Source organism: Halopseudomonas sp. L-58, assembly GCF_056859475.1.
Map to the genome: position 1 here is coordinate 130,993 of NZ_JBSXON010000085.1, position 15,774 is coordinate 146,766.

Below are 15,774 nucleotides of genomic sequence, written 5' to 3' on the forward strand. Positions count from 1 at the left end.
GCCCGCCGCACACTCAGGCGTGTGGCGGGCCCTGCAGTAGCCGCTGCAGCACAGCCTTGACCTGCTGCATGCCTGCCACGACAACCGCCTCGATAGCTTCCATGGTAATCACCTCGGTCGCCTTGCCGGCCGCCGGATTGACCACCAGCGCCAGACAGGCGTAGGCGAGCCCCAGCTCTCGGGCCAGCGCCGCCTCGGGCATACCGGTCATGCCGACCAGATCCGCGCCATCGCGCTCCAACCTTCGAATCTCGGCCGCAGTTTCCAGCCGCGGCCCCTGGGTTGCCGCGTAGACGCCAAACGGCAGACAACCGATATTCTGCGCCTTGAGGGCGGCCAGCAGCTGCTCGCGCACTGGCTCGTCGTAGGGCGAGGTGAAATCAATGTGGGTGACGCTTTGCAGATCATCCTCGAAGTAAGTCGAGGCACGCCCCCACGTATAGTCGATCAGCTGATCCGGCACGCAGAACGTGCCGGTCTGCAACTGCGGGTGAATACCGCCGACCGCATTGACCGCAACGATGCGATCAACTCCGGCTTCCCGCAGCGCCCAGAGGTTTGCCCGGTAATTGACCCGATGCGGCGGTATCCGATGCGGATGACCATGCCGCGCCAGAAAACAGACCGCCTGCCCGTCAATACGGCCACGGACAACCGGCGCAGAAGGCGCACCCCAAGGAGTCTGAATCAGCTCTTCACTCTCGATTTCCAGACCGTCCAGGGCACTGAGGCCGGTACCACCGATAACACCCCAAATCCCGCTCACGCGTCACTCTCCTGCAGCTCACGCACAGAATCGCGCGGCCGCCCGTCGGCAAGCTGAGCGCTGCGCAACTCAAGCGCATCCGGCAAATGAATGGTCGACGTCGGAAATGCGACCTGAGCCTCATGCTTCTCGACGATCGCCAGAATCTTCAACAGCACATCCTCCTTCACCCGGTGGAACTCGGCCCATACCGGCGTCGTGAAGCAGTAGATAAAGAAATCCACCGACGACGGCGAGCAGCGATCAAAGAACACCATCAGAGTCTGTTCCTGATCGATATCCTCATGCGCCTGCAGCATCTTGCGCACATCCGCCACAATCGGCTCCATGCGCTTGATATCGTCATAGCGAATACCGATATGCTCGTAAATTCGCCGATGGGTCATGCGCGAGGGGTTTTCCACCACAATATTGGCGAACACCGCGTTGGGGATGTATAGCGGGCGCTTGTCGAAGGTGCGAATCCGGGTCAAACGCCAGCCGATATCCTCGACGGTACCTTCAATGTTGCGATCCGGCGAGCGTATCCAGTTGCCCACCACAAAGGGGCGATCCAGATAGATCATCAGCCCGCCGAAGAAGTTCGCAAGCAGATCCTTGGCAGCAAAGCCGACGGCAATACCACCAATACCACCAAATGCCAGCACCCCGGAAATGCTGTATCCGAGCGACTGCAACACGACCAGCGCCGCAGTGATGACCACCGAAGCCCTGAGCAACTTGCCAATCGCACCAACCGTCGTTTTGTCGGCCGGTGTCTCCCTGTAGGCAGGATCAACAAGCCGCTGCTCAACCTGCCGCATCATGCGCAGGATAAACCAGGTCAGCAGCACGATCAGCAGCACCCGCTGCACCTGATCCAGCACCGCTGCCAGGTCATCATCCATCTGCAGCGCAGTAATCCGCGCCGCCCAAAGCAGCCCCATACTCCAGATCAGCACCCAGGCCGGGCGCCGGGCCGCATCGACCAGCGCATCGTCCCAGATATTGCGGGTTTTCTCGGCACGCTTTTGCATGTGGTCCAGCACACGCTTGACGATATAGGCGGTCATCAGCGACGCCAGCACCACTGCAAACACCTGGTAGATCCAGGCCTCGCCGATCAGCGGAAGCTGATCGAGCTGCAACTGCTCCGGCAACTGTTCGATGAAATCATTCAAACCAGATCAAACTCCCTCAACAAGGAAACAGCCTGACGCCATTCTGGCGTCGCATGGTAATCGGCACCGGCCGGCCTGAGCGTCAGCATGCGAGCGATGCGGGCCGGGCATTGCAAGCCTTGCTTCTGCGCGTGCACCAGCCCTTCTTCCGCCGCCGCACGATCATTGCAAATCAGCAGCATGTCGCACCCCGCCGCCTGCGCGGCATCGATCCGCTCTGCCATACCGCCAACCGCATGCGCGCCGGCCATGGTCAGATCATCACTGAAGATAACGCCATCAAAACCCAGCTCTGCGCGCAGGATGTCCTGCAGCCAGCGGGTGGAAAACCCGGCAGGCAAAGGGTCGACCCGAGAATACACAACGTGCGCCGGCATGATGCCGTCCAGCTTGCCGGCCAGCGCCGCAAAGGGCACCAGATCGCTCTGGCGAATATCCTCCAGTGACCGGTCATCCACCGGCAGCGCAAAGTGCGAATCCGCCTCGGCCCAGCCGTGGCCAGGGAAGTGCTTGCCGGTGGCCGCCATACCCGCCGCGTGCAGACCATCAATATAGGCACTGGCGAGACGCGCCACCCGATCAGGATCGCCGCCCAGCGAGCGATTACCGATCACCTGACTGCGACCGTAATCAAGATCGAGAACCGGCGCAAAGCTGATATCGATACCACAGGCCAGCATCTCGGTCGCCATTACCCAGGCAGCAGCCCGGGCCACCGCGTCAGCCTGCGCGTCAGCCACCGCAGCGACGTCAGCCAGCGCGGGCAGCCTGAGTACGTCACGGCGCAGGCGCTGAACGCGCCCGCCTTCCTGGTCTATCGCTATCAGCATGTCCGGGCGCTCCTTGCGGATGGCCCTCACCAGCTCGGCGACCTGGCGCGGCGATTCTGTATTGCGCGCAAACAAGATCAAGCCGGCGACTTCCGGCTGACGCAACAACTGCCTGTCCTCTGCTTCCAGCCACAGGCCAGGCAGATCCAGCATCAAGGCACCCTGTTTCAATATTGCTTCTCCTGAAAACGACAGCGCATCATTACTGCGCGTCAATCTGAACGCTACAACCGACCGGCGTACGCTCGAACAGTTCCAGCATGTCGGCATTGCGCAGACGAATGCAGCCATGGGACAGCGGCGCACCCATCGGCTGATCGTCGCCGGTACCATGCAGATAGATATAGCGGCGCTGGGAATCAACCCGGCCACCACGGTTGAATCCGACCTGCTCACCGCAGAGCCAGAGAATTCGGGTCAGAATCCAGTCTCGCTCGGGAAATTGCTCCGCCAGCGCCCGGGTCCATACCTCCCCGGTGGGACGCCGGCCGATGAACACGGCCCCCAACGGCTGACCATCGCCGATTCGTGCGCGCACCCGATGGGCGCCGCGCGGCGTGCAGCCGGACCCTTCCTGCTCGCCAGGGCCATTAAGCGCTGTGGATACGGCATAACGACAGACAACCTCGCCAGCGCAGAAGCCAACCAGGGTCTGATCGTTCAGGGAAATATGAATATGATCGAGCTGCATGTCACCTCCAGCGCTGCGCACACCTTAGCGGACAGCGCAGCGGAGGTAAATGCAGGTTACAGCGCCATCGCCTCGGGCCGGCTCAACGTCGCGCTCTCGGCGCGCATTCCGGCTGCCAGGAACGGAACCATCAGCCGCAACACATCGTCGACCGGACGCGGCTCGCCCAGCTCCGCCTCCGCAATCGCACGCAGCGCCTTCATGCTGGACATGGTGAAGGCCGCGCTGCCGAGCATAAAGTGAACGCGCCAGAACAGCTCCTGCGGAGGGATGCCCGGCACAGCACTGACCAGAAGCTGCATATAACGCTGAAATACCTTGCCATACACCTCGCTGAGGTATTTGCGCAGATGGCCCTGGCTCTGGTTGAATGCGAGCCCTAGCAACCGCATGAAGGTTGAGAGGTCATGGCCGTTGCGCGGCTTCACTGCCAGCGCCTGCTGAACCAGCATTTCGAGCAGCACCTCAAGACTGGGTGGCGCGCCCTTGTCACGCGACTCGCGCAGATCCAGTTCCTTCTCAAGGCTGCTGACGAAGGGGTCCAGGAACCGGACGAACACGGCCTGAATCAATGCCTTCTTTGAGCCAAAATGGTAGTTGACCGCGGCCAGATTGACGCCTGCCTTGCTGGTGATCAGACGTAGAGAGGTTTCCGCGAAACCCTTTTCGGCAAAAAGCTGTTCTGCGGCGTCAAGTATTCGCTTGACCGTGTCGGACTGCGCCATGCGCTCCCCCAAGTGAGGCAAACATTCGTTTCAAACATACGTTTAAAACGATTTTAGTGTCAACCCCAGACTACCTCCCCGCCCACGTAAATCCCATCCTCCCTTTGGCAAACCGGTGAACAGCGACACGAAAATTAGGGGTTGCCGGAGCAAAACAACTGTATATAATCTCAGTTACTGGATAAAAACACAGGCAACCCGCCATGCAGAAACTTACCGCGCGACAACAGCAGGTTCTGGCGTTCATCAAGGAATACATGGACAGCAACGGCTACCCGCCGACGCGCGTCGATATTGCCAAGACTCTGGGCTTCAAGTCGCCCAACGCAGCCGAAGACCATCTGCGCGCCCTGGCCCGCAAGGGCGCTATCGAGATGATCCCCGGCGCCTCGCGCGGTATTCGCCTGCCGGAATCGGATAGCGAAGCCAGTGATGACCAGCTTCCGGTGATCGGTCGAGTGGCAGCCGGTGCGCCGATTCTGGCGCTTGAAAATATCGAAGACCATTGCCGTATCTCCCCCGACTTTTTCACTCCCCGCGCCGACTACCTGCTGCGGGTCCATGGGGAAAGCATGAAAGACATCGGCATCATGGACGGCGACCTGCTGGCAGTACACCGCACCAGCGAAGCCCGTAACGGGCAGGTCGTAGTGGCCCGCATAGGAGAAGAAGTCACGGTAAAACGCTTTCAGCGCCAGGGCCGCAAGGTCTCGCTGATTGCAGAAAACCCGGACTTCAGGCCGATTGAGATCGACCTTGCAGAACAGGAACTTACCATTGAAGGTTTAAGCGTCGGAGTTATCCGCCGCTGAGGAGCTGATCATGCAGTACGCCCGCACCGAGCAACAGACCCTGACCCAGACCGACCTGTTTCACAACGCCCTGATGGCAACACGCCTGAAGCACCGTGCCTTTGCGCAGCCAGCACAGGCACTGCCGCAGGATGATGAACAGGATGGCAGTTACAGCGAGATGACCCTGCAAGGCAGCGCCCGCCAGTGCCTGCAGTGGCTGGCCCCGGTGCTGCGCGAACTGAGCCAGAAAGACAGCCGGCGCTGGCTTACCCTGATCGACCCGCCCGCTGCACTCAGCCAGCAATGGCTTCGCGGCGCCAACCTCGACCCTCAACGCATCATGATCGTGCGCTCCAAGGCCGGCATGGACAGCCTCAAACTCTGCTGCGACCTGCTCAGGATGGGCGGCAGCCATACCGTTGTCAGCTGGCTTGATCACGACAGCTGCATTGCCCCGCGCCTGGAACGAGCGGCCCAGGCCGGCCGCTGCCACAGCCTGAACGTCCATCTGGGCTGAAAACAGATACAAAAAAGGCCAGCTCAATGCTGGCCTTTGAACTATCGCGGTGTCGATTAATGCAGGACACGGCTTTCAGGGATGGCGTCGCCGTCGTCATCCTCATCCATCATCTGGCCAGCGGCCTGCATGCCGGCACTGATCATCGCCTTGGCAACTTCAATATAGCTTTCCTGCAGATATTCCCGCGCATCGCGGGAAAACTCGATCACCACCAACGGCTCACCCTCTTCGTCGGAACGGCGCAGAGCAACCTTGCCATTGGCGAGCTCGACGATTTCAAGGAAGGGTGAAGGCATTGCGGATATCTCCTGTCTGAACTGCGCGCAGTGTAACACAGCGCCGTACTCACGGCATCCGCGATCCCGCCTTCACCATTCCTGCATGCCGTCGCGATAGGCACGTACGCGACGGGAAACCTCCTGCAGGACTTCCTCGGCTTGCACACTGGTCCACTCGGTGACCGGCGTGGCACTGGTGGCAATCAGCGAGTTGGTCGAGTTGTCGACCGGCTGCGGCGGTGCCTGCAATCGCTGCCAGGCGGCAATGACACCGGCCAGCCAGGTACCAGCGCTGTCAGCCAGCTCGGTGAGTTCCGCCAGCTCGGGACCGGGAAACCGACTGACTACCGCGGGTACCAGCACCGATTCGACCTGACGCGCATCAACCAGCGGCCAGCGGTACCGGTCTGCCACCTCATGAATCAGCGCCAATACGCCCCGGTAGAGATGAAAAACCGCATGCTCACGATGATACTGCGCCTGCGTCAGTGCATCGATCGCGTCGCTCTGCTCTGCCTGCTGCCAGGACTCGATCGCACGGCGGGCAAAATACAACGCCTGATTGGTGCGGGTATAGACTTCATTAGCCATGGTTGCCTGCCTTACCGCTTGGCCTTCTTGCTGCGGCCGTCATCCACCGACCACTGCTTGCCATCATGGAAAGCCCGCCACCCTGTGGGCTTGCCCTCAACTTCGGTCTGCACGTACTGCTCCTTGGTCTTGCGGCTGTAGCGCACGACAGTCGGATTGCCGTCAGGATCAGCCACCGGCGCATCCAGCAGGAAGTGGTATTTCGGATCAATCTCCGCCTTGTGCGGAATCAGCTCCTTGACCAGAGGCGCCCGGGTTTCCCGGTTTTTCGGGAACTGGCTTGCAGCCAGGAACAGGCCGGAAGCACCGTCGCGCAGTACGTATACATCATCAACCTTTTCACACTTGAGTTCCGGCATCGGCACCGGATCCGCTTTCGGCGGCGCGGCCTCACCGTTACGCAGCAGCTTGCGGGTGTTCTTGCACTCGCTGTTGGTACAGCCGAAATACTTGCCGAAACGGCCAGTCTTGAGCTGCATTTCGCTGCCGCACTTGTCGCACTCAAGGGTTGGACCGTCATAGCCCTTGATCTTGAACTGACCTGTCTCGATCTCGAAACCCGAGCAATCCGGGTTGTTACCACAGACATGCAACTTGCGCCGCTCGTCGATCAGATAACTGTCCATCGCGGTGCCGCAGATAGCGCAACGATGCTTGCCACGCAGCACGCGAGACTCGCCTTCTTCGTCATCTGCCGCCACTTCATTGCCCGGCACCAGGTTAATGGTCGCCTTGCAACGCTCTTTCGGTGGCAGGGCATAACCGGAACAGCCGAGGAACACACCCGTCGAGGCCGTACGAATCATCATCGGTCGACCACAATCCTGACACGGGATATCGGTCATCGTCGGCTGATTCGCGCGCATCCCCTTATCTTCACCAGACGCAGAGGCGGCACTCAACTTGGCACTGAAATCGGCATAGAAATTATTCAGCACCTGCTTCCACAGCACTTCACCGTGAGCGACGTCATCCAGTGACTCCTCCATCTTCGCGGTAAAGCCATAGTCCATCAGGTTCGGGAAGCTCTCGTTCAGGCGCTCGGTAACGATATCGCCCATCTTCTCGGCGTAGAACCGGCGGTTATTCAGGGTCACGTAGCCACGATCCTGAATCGTGGAAATAATCGACGCATAGGTCGAAGGGCGGCCAATGCCGCGTTTTTCCAGCTCCTTGACCAGGCTGGCTTCGGCGTAGCGCGCCGGCGGCTTGGTGAAGTGCTGCTTGGGGTCCAGGCCCTGCAGCGCCAGCACATCATCAACCTTGATCTCCGGCAACACCTCGTCTTCGCCGCCCTTGCCCTGCTGCGGCATCACCCGGGTATAGCCGTCAAACTTGAGAATGCGGCCCTTGGCACGCAACTCAAACTCGCCAGCGGCTACCTGGATACTGGTCGACAGGTACTTGGCCGGCGTCATCTGACACGCCACAAATTGACGCCAGATCAACTCATACAGACGTTCAGCATCGCGCTCCATGCCCTTGAGATCGGTCTGCTTGAGCTTGACGTCGGAAGGACGGATGGCTTCGTGTGCTTCCTGCGCGCCTTCCTTGCTGCTGTACAGGTTCGGCTTTTCCGGCAGGTAGGCGTCGCCAAAGTTGCTTTCGATATAGCTGCGCGCCATCGCAATGGCATCCGCCGACAGATTGGTCGAGTCGGTACGCATATAGGTGATGTAACCCGCCTCGTAGAGACGCTGGGCCATCATCATGGTTTTCTTCACACTGAAACCCAGGCGCGTACTGGCAGCCTGCTGCAGTGTGGAGGTAATAAAGGGCGCATTCGGACGCGAGCTGGTCGGCTTGTCCTCACGCTTGACCGCCTTGTAGGCCGCCTTTTCAAGCACCGCCAGCGCGGCATCGGTCTGCGCCTTGTTGGTCGGGCGGAAGGTCTCACCGTTCTGCTTGACCACCTCGAAGCGGACACTTTCTGCCTTGGGCGTGTTCAGGCGCGCATGCACCTCCCAGAACTCCTCAGGCACAAAGGCACGGATTTCGCGCTCACGATCAACGATCAGCTTGACCGCCACCGACTGCACGCGGCCAGCAGAAAGCCCGCGAGCAATCTTCTGCCACAACAGCGGCGAAACCATATAACCCACCACGCGATCAAGGAAACGACGCGCCTGCTGGGCATTGACACGGTTCATATCCAGCTCACCAGGCTGCGAGAACGCCTCCTGGATAGCCTTTTTGGTGATTTCGTTGAACACCACGCGCTTGTAGCGTGAATCGTCGCCACCGATGCTCTCGCGCAGGTGCCAGGCGATGGCTTCCCCTTCGCGGTCCAAGTCCGTTGCGAGATAGACGGTGTCGGCGTCCTTGGCCAGACGACGCAGCTCGTCGACGACCTTTTCCTTGCCGGGCAGAATTTCGTAGTGGGCCTTCCAGTCGTTCTCCGGATCGACACCCATGCGCTTGACCAGTTGCGCCCTGGCTTTCTGCTGCTTTTCCTGCTCGCTGGCAGCGGTCTTGCGCCCACCCCTGGGTTTGCTTTCGGTCTTGCCACTGCCGCTGGTGGGCAGGTCGCGAATATGGCCGATACTCGACTTCACCACATACTCGTTACCGAGATACTTGTTGATTGTCTTGGCCTTGGCTGGCGACTCCACAATGACCAGTGCTTTTCCCATGGATACTTTTTTTCCTGACCCGAACTGAACTCGAAACTGGCGACTCAGCCACATCACACGGCAAACTGCCGGATGGGCTGGAGGGGCCAGAGCCTACACGTCTTCGCTGATAAAGGTAAAGCGCGGATGTGACTCGCCGTCAACCTCGACCACTTCGTTGAACATGGCCAGCGGTCTTACCCAGAGGTCGAAGTCGCCGTACAGGGTTCGATACACGACGAGCGGCTCCTCGGTCTCCGAGTGCCGCGCCAGACCGATGACCTGATAGTCCTTTCCTTTATAGTGCCGATAACGTCCCGGACGCATTACTGCCCTCCTCTGTATCCAGTGTCAGCATCAATAAAAAAGCCGAGGCACAAGGCCTCGGCTTTCGCTACCACCTGCAGGCTTCAGACACGCTCGAAGACTGTGGTGATACCCTGACCCAGACCAACGCACATGGTAGAGATACCGATAGTGCCGCCGTTCTGTTTCATGACGTTCAGCAGAGTACCGGAGATACGTGCACCGGAGCAGCCAAACGGGTGACCCAGGGCGATCGCACCGCCGTGCAGGTTCACTTTCTCGTCCATCTTGTCCAGCAGCTTCAGGTCTTTCAGGACCGGCAGTGCCTGGGCAGCGAAGGCTTCGTTCAGTTCAACGAAGTCGACGTCATCCATGGTCAGGCCGGCGCGCTGCAGTGCCTTCTTGGTGGACGGTACCGGACCGTAACCCATGATCGCCGGATCAACACCGGCAACCGCCATGGAGCGAATGACCGCCAGCGGCTCAAGACCCAGGGCCTGGGCGCGCTCGGCAGACATCACGATCATGCAGGAAGCGCCGTCAGTGATCTGCGAGGAGGTACCCGCAGTGACGGTACCGCCTTTCGGGTTGAACGCCGGGCGCAGGGCAGCCAGGCTCTCGATGGTGGTTTCCGGGCGAATGGTTTCGTCCTCGGTGAACACCCGCAGGAAGCCGTTCTCGTCATGGCCTTCCATCGGGATGATTTCATCCTTGAAGTTACCTTCGACGGTGGCCTTGTGCGCCAGACGGTGAGAACGCTCACCGAAGGCGTCCTGCTGCTCGCGGGTGATGCCATGCATCTTGCCCAGCATTTCAGCAGTCAGACCCATCATGCCGGACGCCTTGGCAGCGTACAGCGACAGTGCCGGGTTCGGATCAACACCGTGCATCATGCCAACGTGACCCATGTGCTCGACGCCACCGACGACGAACACATCACCGTTACCGGTCATGATCGCCTGAGCAGCGGTGTGCAGCGCACTCATGGACGAACCACACAGACGGCTGACGGTTTGCGCGGCACTGGTGTGCGGAATCGGGGTCATCAGCGACGCCATGCGTGCGATGTTCCAACCCTGCTCCAGGGTCTGGTTTACACAGCCCCAGATCACATCTTCGACTTCTGCCGGATCGATCTTCGGGTTACGTGCCAGTACGCCGGTAATCAGGTTGGCGGACAGGGTTTCAGCACGCACGTTGCGATACATGCCGCCCTTGGAACGGCCCATCGGGGTGCGGCCGAAATCGACAATTACGACGTCTCTCGGATTCAGGCTCATAGATTTACTCTCGCTCTGTACGTTCCGCGGTTAACCGAAGAATTTCTGACCGTTCTTCGCCATTTCACGCAGCTTTTCAGTCGGTGCGTACATGGCGCCGAACTCGGCGTATTTATCAGCAATGGCAACAAACTCGGCCACGCCGATGGTGTCGATGTAACGCAGGGCGCCACCACGGAAGGGCGGGAAGCCGATACCGTAGACCAGACCCATATCTGCGTCAGCCGCGGACTCGACGATGCCATCTTCCAGGCAGCGTACGGTTTCCAGGCACAGCGGAACCATCATGATTTCGATGATTTCCTCGTCGGTGAACTCGCGCTGCTCCAGAACCACTTCTTTCAGCAGTTCATAAGCCTTGGCGTCGACAACCTTCTTCGGCTTGCCCTTCTTGTCCATCTCGTAGGCATAGAAGCCGCTGCCGGTCTTCTGACCCAGGCGGCCGGCGTCGTACATGACGTCAACAGCGGTGCGGGTCTTGTCGGCCATACGGTCCGGGTAGCCTTCAGCCATGACGTCACGGCCGTGGTGACCGGTGTCCATGCCGACAACGTCCATCAGGTAAGCCGGGCCCATCGGCCAGCCAAACTTTTCCATGACCTTGTCAACGCGCTGGAAGTCGGCACCCATGCCGATCAGGCGAGCAAAGCCACCGAAATACGGGAACAGGATACGATTGACCAGGAAGCCGGGGCAGTCGTTGACCACAACCGGGGTCTTGCCCATCTTCTTGGCGTAGGCAACAGTGGTGGCAACCGCTTTGTCGCTGGACTTCGCGCCACGGATAACCTCAACCAGCGGCATCATGTGTACCGGGTTGAAGAAGTGCATGCCGCAGAAGTTCTCCGGACGCTTGAGCGCCTCGGCCAGATAGGTGATGGAGATAGTCGAGGTATTGGAAGTGATGATGGTGTCTTCCGTTACCTGACCTTCCACTTCTGCCAGCACCGCGTGCTTGACCTTCGGATTCTCGACAACCGCTTCAACCACCAGGTCAACTTCCTTGAAGTCGCCGTAAGACATGGTCGGACGGATGGCATTCAGCGCCTTGGCCATTTGCTCAGGCTTCATGCGGCCTTTGGCAACACGCTTGCCCAGCAGCTTGGAGGCTTCGTCCAGACCCAGCTGGATGCCTTCCTCGCGGATATCCTTCATCAGGATCGGAGTGCCCTTGACGGCAGACTGGTAGGCGATACCGCCACCCATGATGCCTGCGCCCAGCACGGCAGCCAGCTTCACATCACCAGCCTGCTTGTCGTACTTCTTGGCTTTGTGCTTGAGCACCTGATCGTTCAGGAACAGACCAACGAGGCTGGCAGCAACAGAGGTCTTGGCCAGCTTGGCAAAACCGGCAGCTTCAATTTCCAGCGCCTTTTCACGGCCGTGGTTGGCGGCCTTCTGGATGGTCTTGATCGCTTCAACCGGGGCCGGGTAGTTCGGGCCAGCCTGACCGGCGACGAAACCCTTGGAGGTTTCAAACGCCATCATCTGCTCGATGGTGTTCAGCTTGACCTTTTCCAGTTTGGGCTGACGCTTGGCCTTGTAGTCCAGCTCGCCGGCGATGGCACGCTTGATCACGTCAATGGCAGCCGCCTTGAGCTGGTCATCGGCAACAACCGCATCAACTGCACCGGCTTTCAGAGCCTTGTCGGCACGCTGCTCGGTACCGCCGCAGATCCACTCGATGGCGTTGTCCACGCCGATCAGGCGCGGCAGGCGAACGGTGCCGCCGAAGCCCGGGTAGATACCCAGCTTGACCTCCGGCAGACCGATCTTGGCGCTGGCGGCCATGACACGGAAATCGGCAGCCAGACACATTTCCAGACCACCACCCAGCGCGATGCCATTGATGGCAGCAACGGTGGGAACGTTCAGGTCTTCAAATGCGTTGAAGATCTTGTTGGCTTCCAGGTTTCCGGCAACCAGATCTTCTTCCGGCAGCTTGAACGTACCAACGAATTCGGTGATGTCGGCGCCGACGATGAAAACGTCCTTGCCGCTGGTGACAACAACGCCGGTGACATCGGCATTGTTCTGGATGGCCTCTACCGCCGCCTGCAGCTCGGACAGAGTGGCGCTGTTGAACTTGTTGACCGACTCGCCCTGCAGATCAAATCTGAGCTCGACGATGCCGTCTTCAAGGCCTTGAACCGTGATGGCTTTACCTTCGTAAATCATCAACTGATCTCCACGCTATGAAAAGCACATGAGAAACACCGGCCAGCCACGTCTCTTTGCCGACACGTCGCCTGCCAGTGTCATGAACGATCCCGATAATCGGGGGACACGCTGAATCAAAAAATTCATACGACCGTTTGATTCGGGTGCGCACACCTTCTTTGAATTCAGCCCTGTTGTCAATTGGGGGGCGGCATCAGCGCCGCCAAAATAGCTGTCTCCCCCCAACAAAACAACAAATAAATTCTTTAAAAACAATTAGATAAAAAGAACACCCAATTCCAAACCAGACCATCAACTTTCTCTTCAAGCAATGCAGCCTGCAGCAAAAAACCCGTCTCCACAGCAGTCGCGGCTGCCGCCAGGCCATGAAAAAACGGACGGAAACAGTCTGCATCAACGCCCTGATCGGCGCTATGCTGAGAATAGACGAGGTTCGCCAGGCAGCCGCGGAAGCCCTCGAAGAAACGGGCTGCACCTTGCTCGACAAGACTGCTAGTATCGCTGCAAAAAAGGAGAAAGAGCCGATGCTGTACAAACACGTGCTGGTCGCGGTTGACCTGATCGAAGAGTGCCGCGCTGTCGCTGACCACGCTCTGCAGCTGGCCAAAGCCCTGAATGCAAAACTGTCATTGCTGCACGTGGTAGAACCGCTGGCAATGGCATACGGCGGAGATGTACCCATGGACCTGTCGATGCTGCAGCAACAGCAGTTCGAGCAGGCAAAGGAGCGCATGCAGCTGTTTGCTGCGGATTACGGCCTGCCTGAAGAACAGCTGCAGATTGCCTTCGGCCATCCGCGCCAGGAAATCCACCGGGTCGCCACCGAGCAGGATTGTGACCTTATCGTCGTAGGCAGCCACGGCCGCCACGGCCTGGCGCTGCTGCTGGGTTCAACCGCCAACGACGTACTGCACGGCGCGCCCTGCGACGTGATCGCCGTGCGGCTGGGGAAGAAGGGCTAGCGCCCCTGCGGGAGCTGCAAGCCACAAGCCTCAAGCTGCAGGAGAAACCCGGAAGACAGCCTTCCCTCGCTTGTAGCTTGTAGCTTGTAGCTTGTAGCTTGTAGCTTGTAGCTTGTAGCTTGTAGCTTGTAGCTTGTAGCCAGAGCGAGATGGCTTAGCCGCCCGCCATATCCTCCAGCTCCGCCCAGCGATCCATGGCGGCGTCCAGTTCGGCCTGTTTGGCTTCCACTGCCGCCAGCACCGGGGCAGTCACCTCATGGGACTGCAGGTAGAAATCGGGATCACCGACCTGCACCTGCAAGGCTTCCAGCTCCGCTTCCAGCTTTTCCAGCACCGCAGGCAAGCCATCCAGTTCGCGCTGCAACTTGTAGCTGAGTTTGGGCTTGGCGGCTGCTGCCGGTGCTGCCGGAACCGGCTCAGGGGTCGGCTCGGCAACAGGCGCACTCTGGGGCTGCGCCTTTTCACCCCACTCCGCGAGTTGGTCAACACTGCCGCCCTGCCGCAGCCAGTCGGCATAGCCGCCGACATACTCACGCACCCTGCCCTGACCTTCAAACACCAGACTGCTGGTGACCACGTTATCCAGAAACGCCCGGTCGTGGCTGACGATCAGCACGGTGCCGTCGAAACCGGCGAGCACTTCTTCCAGCAGTTCCAGGGTTTCCACGTCGAGATCGTTGGTCGGCTCATCGAGCACCAGCAGGTTGGCGGGCTTGCTGAACAAGCGCGCCAGCAGCAGCCTTGCGCGTTCGCCACCGGACAGTGCCTTGACCGGCGTACGGGCGCGCTCGGCAGAGAACAGAAAGTCCCCGAGATAGCTGATTATGTGGCGGCGATCGCCATTGATCTCGATGAAGTCGCGCCCTTCGGAAATATTGTCGATCACGGTCTTTTCCGGATCGAGCTGATCACGCAACTGATCGAAGTAGGCGACCTCCAGCCGCGTGCCGCTATGAATGCGGCCACTGGTTGGCTGCAACTGCCCCAGCAGCAGCTTGAGCAGGGTACTTTTGCCGGAACCGTTGTTGCCGATCAGACCGATCCGATCCCCGCGAATCACATTAAGCGACAGGTCACGCACCAGCGGCGCGCGGCCAGGCCAGGCAAAGCTGACATTCTCGACCTCAATAACCCGCTTGCCGGACGCCTCGGCAGTTTCCAGCTGAAAGCTCGCCTTGCCCTGACGCTCAATACGCTGGGCACGCTCTTCGCGCATCGCCTTGAGCGCGCGCACACGGCCTTCGTTACGGGTACGGCGGGCCTTGATGCCCTGACGAATCCAGACCTCTTCCTGCGCCAGCTTCTTGTCGAACAACGCATTGGCTGTCGCTTCGGCTGCCAGCTGCTGCTCCTTGTGCTCCAGGAAGCTGCGATAGTCACCCTGCCAATCAATCAGCTGACCGCGATCCAGCTCAAGAATGCGGGTCGCCAAGGCCTGCAGGAATGCCCGGTCGTGGGTGATAAACAGCACCGCACCACGGAACTCCAGCAGCACGCTTTCCAGCCAGGCGATGGTATGAATATCCAGGTGGTTGGTCGGTTCGTCCAGCAGCAGCACGTCCGGCTCTGCCACCAGCGCCTGCGCCAGCAGCACCCGGCGGCGCCAGCCACCGGAGAGCTCCGACATCTGCTTGTCGGCCGGCAATCCGAGCCGGGTCAGGGTGGTATCGACCAGTTGATCAAGACGCCAACCGTCCTTCGCCTCCAACTGCCCCTGCACCTTCTCCAGCCGCGCCAGCTCGGCGTCACCCATATCACCGGAGATCAGATGATGATACTCGGCAAGCAGCTCACCGACACCAGCCAGACCGGACGCCACCACGTCATAGACGGTCTTGTCATCGGCCGCCGGCAGCTCCTGCGGCAACTGCCCCACCTTCAATCCCGGGGCAAACCAGATCTCGCCTTCGTCGGCTGTCTGCTCACCGGTCACCAGGCGAAACAGGCTGGATTTACCCGCACCGTTGCGACCAATCAGGCAGACCCGCTCGCCACGATCGAGCTGAAAGCCCACTTTATCCAGCAGCGGATTGAGCCCGTAGGCCAGAGATACATCGGAAAACGAAAGCAGCGGCATA

The 15,774-nt window shown here is 59.8% G+C and carries 16 protein-coding genes; 3 read left to right on the forward strand and 13 right to left on the reverse strand.

All coding sequences use genetic code 11. From position 1 onward, the window contains the following. Window positions 1-13 precede the first annotated feature (13 nt). The 5 genes from AC13EY_RS17330 to AC13EY_RS17350 are packed head-to-tail and all read right to left on the reverse strand — an operon-like array spanning window position 14 to window position 4,172. Entirely contained in the window at window positions 14-766 is a 753-nt protein-coding gene (locus tag AC13EY_RS17330) for an S-methyl-5'-thioinosine phosphorylase (protein WP_228246185.1), read from the reverse strand. Further along, a complete protein-coding gene (locus AC13EY_RS17335; RefSeq protein WP_482876953.1) occupies window positions 763-1,926 on the reverse strand; it encodes a mechanosensitive ion channel family protein in 1,164 nt (387 codons plus the stop codon). Before AC13EY_RS17335 ends, AC13EY_RS17330 begins: the two co-directional genes overlap by 4 nt. Further along, window positions 1,923-2,909, reverse strand: coding sequence for a beta-N-acetylhexosaminidase (gene nagZ, locus AC13EY_RS17340; protein ID WP_482877045.1), 987 nt, complete (start codon window positions 2,907-2,909; stop codon window positions 1,923-1,925). The genes AC13EY_RS17335 and nagZ overlap by 4 nt, the downstream gene beginning before the upstream one ends. A 49-nt stretch (window positions 2,910-2,958) precedes the next feature. Further along, a complete protein-coding gene (locus AC13EY_RS17345) occupies window positions 2,959-3,447 on the reverse strand; it encodes a L,D-transpeptidase (protein WP_088276502.1) in 489 nt (162 codons plus the stop codon). 56 nt (window positions 3,448-3,503) lie between these two features. After that, window positions 3,504-4,172 (reverse strand): TetR/AcrR family transcriptional regulator, encoded by a 669-nt coding sequence (locus AC13EY_RS17350; RefSeq protein WP_088276504.1) that lies wholly within the window; start codon window positions 4,170-4,172, stop codon window positions 3,504-3,506. A gap of 203 nt (window positions 4,173-4,375) precedes the next feature. Between AC13EY_RS17350 and lexA the strand changes: the two genes are divergently transcribed. After that, window positions 4,376-4,984, forward strand: a complete 609-nt coding sequence (gene lexA / locus AC13EY_RS17355; RefSeq protein ID WP_228246694.1) for a transcriptional repressor LexA — start codon at window positions 4,376-4,378, stop codon at window positions 4,982-4,984. Window positions 4,985-4,994: 10 nt separating this feature from the next. Next, a complete protein-coding gene (sulA, locus tag AC13EY_RS17360; protein ID WP_228246695.1) occupies window positions 4,995-5,483 on the forward strand; it encodes an SOS-induced cell division inhibitor SulA in 489 nt (162 codons plus the stop codon). A gap of 56 nt (window positions 5,484-5,539) precedes the next feature. On the opposite strand, the gene AC13EY_RS17365 is transcribed toward sulA, so the two are convergent. The 7 genes from AC13EY_RS17365 to AC13EY_RS17395 all read right to left on the reverse strand — a co-directional run bounded on the left by AC13EY_RS17365 (window position 5,540) and on the right by AC13EY_RS17395 (window position 13,273). Continuing rightward, complete coding sequence (locus tag AC13EY_RS17365; protein WP_088276508.1) at window positions 5,540-5,782, reverse strand: hypothetical protein; 243 nt, start codon at window positions 5,780-5,782, stop codon at window positions 5,540-5,542. 72 nt (window positions 5,783-5,854) lie between these two features. After that, on the reverse strand, window positions 5,855-6,355 hold the full coding sequence (locus tag AC13EY_RS17370; RefSeq protein ID WP_482876957.1) for a DUF6586 family protein: 501 nt from the start codon (window positions 6,353-6,355) through the stop codon (window positions 5,855-5,857). A gap of 11 nt (window positions 6,356-6,366) precedes the next feature. Continuing rightward, window positions 6,367-8,988 (reverse strand): type I DNA topoisomerase, encoded by a 2,622-nt coding sequence (topA, locus tag AC13EY_RS17375; protein ID WP_233049402.1) that lies wholly within the window; start codon window positions 8,986-8,988, stop codon window positions 6,367-6,369. A 93-nt stretch (window positions 8,989-9,081) separates the two neighbouring features. Then, window positions 9,082-9,294, reverse strand: a complete 213-nt coding sequence (locus tag AC13EY_RS17380; protein WP_088276511.1) for a DUF1653 domain-containing protein — start codon at window positions 9,292-9,294, stop codon at window positions 9,082-9,084. A gap of 83 nt (window positions 9,295-9,377) precedes the next feature. Further along, window positions 9,378-10,553: an acetyl-CoA C-acyltransferase FadA gene (gene fadA, locus AC13EY_RS17385; RefSeq protein WP_228246698.1), complete on the reverse strand. Its 1,176-nt coding sequence runs from the start codon at window positions 10,551-10,553 to the stop codon at window positions 9,378-9,380. A gap of 30 nt (window positions 10,554-10,583) precedes the next feature. After that, window positions 10,584-12,731, reverse strand: coding sequence for a fatty acid oxidation complex subunit alpha FadB (gene fadB / locus AC13EY_RS17390; RefSeq protein WP_228246699.1), 2,148 nt, complete (start codon window positions 12,729-12,731; stop codon window positions 10,584-10,586). A 248-nt stretch (window positions 12,732-12,979) separates the two neighbouring features. Then, a complete protein-coding gene (locus AC13EY_RS17395) occupies window positions 12,980-13,273 on the reverse strand; it encodes a hypothetical protein (RefSeq protein ID WP_228246700.1) in 294 nt (97 codons plus the stop codon). On the opposite strand from AC13EY_RS17395, the gene AC13EY_RS17400 reads away from it, so the two are divergent. Then, window positions 13,259-13,696: a universal stress protein gene (locus AC13EY_RS17400; protein ID WP_233049401.1), complete on the forward strand. Its 438-nt coding sequence runs from the start codon at window positions 13,259-13,261 to the stop codon at window positions 13,694-13,696. The genes AC13EY_RS17395 and AC13EY_RS17400 overlap by 15 nt on opposite strands. Before the next feature lie 154 nt (window positions 13,697-13,850). On the opposite strand, the gene AC13EY_RS17405 is transcribed toward AC13EY_RS17400, so the two are convergent. Continuing rightward, window positions 13,851-15,773, reverse strand: a complete 1,923-nt coding sequence (locus tag AC13EY_RS17405; RefSeq protein ID WP_233049400.1) for an ATP-binding cassette domain-containing protein — start codon at window positions 15,771-15,773, stop codon at window positions 13,851-13,853. Window position 15,774: the final 1 nt, after the last annotated feature.

Bases quoted from the DNA above. Each gene is read 5' to 3' on its own strand.
- AC13EY_RS17400 (WP_233049401.1), top strand. From the start codon at position 13,259: ATGCTGTACAAACACGTGCTGGTCGCGGTTGACCTGATCGAAGAGTGC.
- AC13EY_RS17345 (WP_088276502.1), bottom strand. From the start codon at position 3,447: ATGCAGCTCGATCATATTCATATTTCCCTGAACGATCAGACCCTGGTT.
- nagZ (WP_482877045.1), bottom strand. From the start codon at position 2,909: ATGCTGGATCTGCCTGGCCTGTGGCTGGAAGCAGAGGACAGGCAGTTG.
- fadB (WP_228246699.1), bottom strand. From the start codon at position 12,731: ATGATTTACGAAGGTAAAGCCATCACGGTTCAAGGCCTTGAAGACGGC.
- topA (WP_233049402.1), bottom strand. From the start codon at position 8,988: ATGGGAAAAGCACTGGTCATTGTGGAGTCGCCAGCCAAGGCCAAGACA.
- AC13EY_RS17380 (WP_088276511.1), bottom strand. From the start codon at position 9,294: ATGCGTCCGGGACGTTATCGGCACTATAAAGGAAAGGACTATCAGGTC.
- AC13EY_RS17405 (WP_233049400.1), bottom strand. From the start codon at position 15,773: ATGCCGCTGCTTTCGTTTTCCGATGTATCTCTGGCCTACGGGCTCAAT.
- AC13EY_RS17365 (WP_088276508.1), bottom strand. From the start codon at position 5,782: ATGCCTTCACCCTTCCTTGAAATCGTCGAGCTCGCCAATGGCAAGGTT.
- lexA (WP_228246694.1), top strand. From the start codon at position 4,376: ATGCAGAAACTTACCGCGCGACAACAGCAGGTTCTGGCGTTCATCAAG.
- AC13EY_RS17370 (WP_482876957.1), bottom strand. From the start codon at position 6,355: ATGGCTAATGAAGTCTATACCCGCACCAATCAGGCGTTGTATTTTGCC.
- AC13EY_RS17350 (WP_088276504.1), bottom strand. From the start codon at position 4,172: ATGGCGCAGTCCGACACGGTCAAGCGAATACTTGACGCCGCAGAACAG.
- sulA (WP_228246695.1), top strand. From the start codon at position 4,995: ATGCAGTACGCCCGCACCGAGCAACAGACCCTGACCCAGACCGACCTG.
- fadA (WP_228246698.1), bottom strand. From the start codon at position 10,553: ATGAGCCTGAATCCGAGAGACGTCGTAATTGTCGATTTCGGCCGCACC.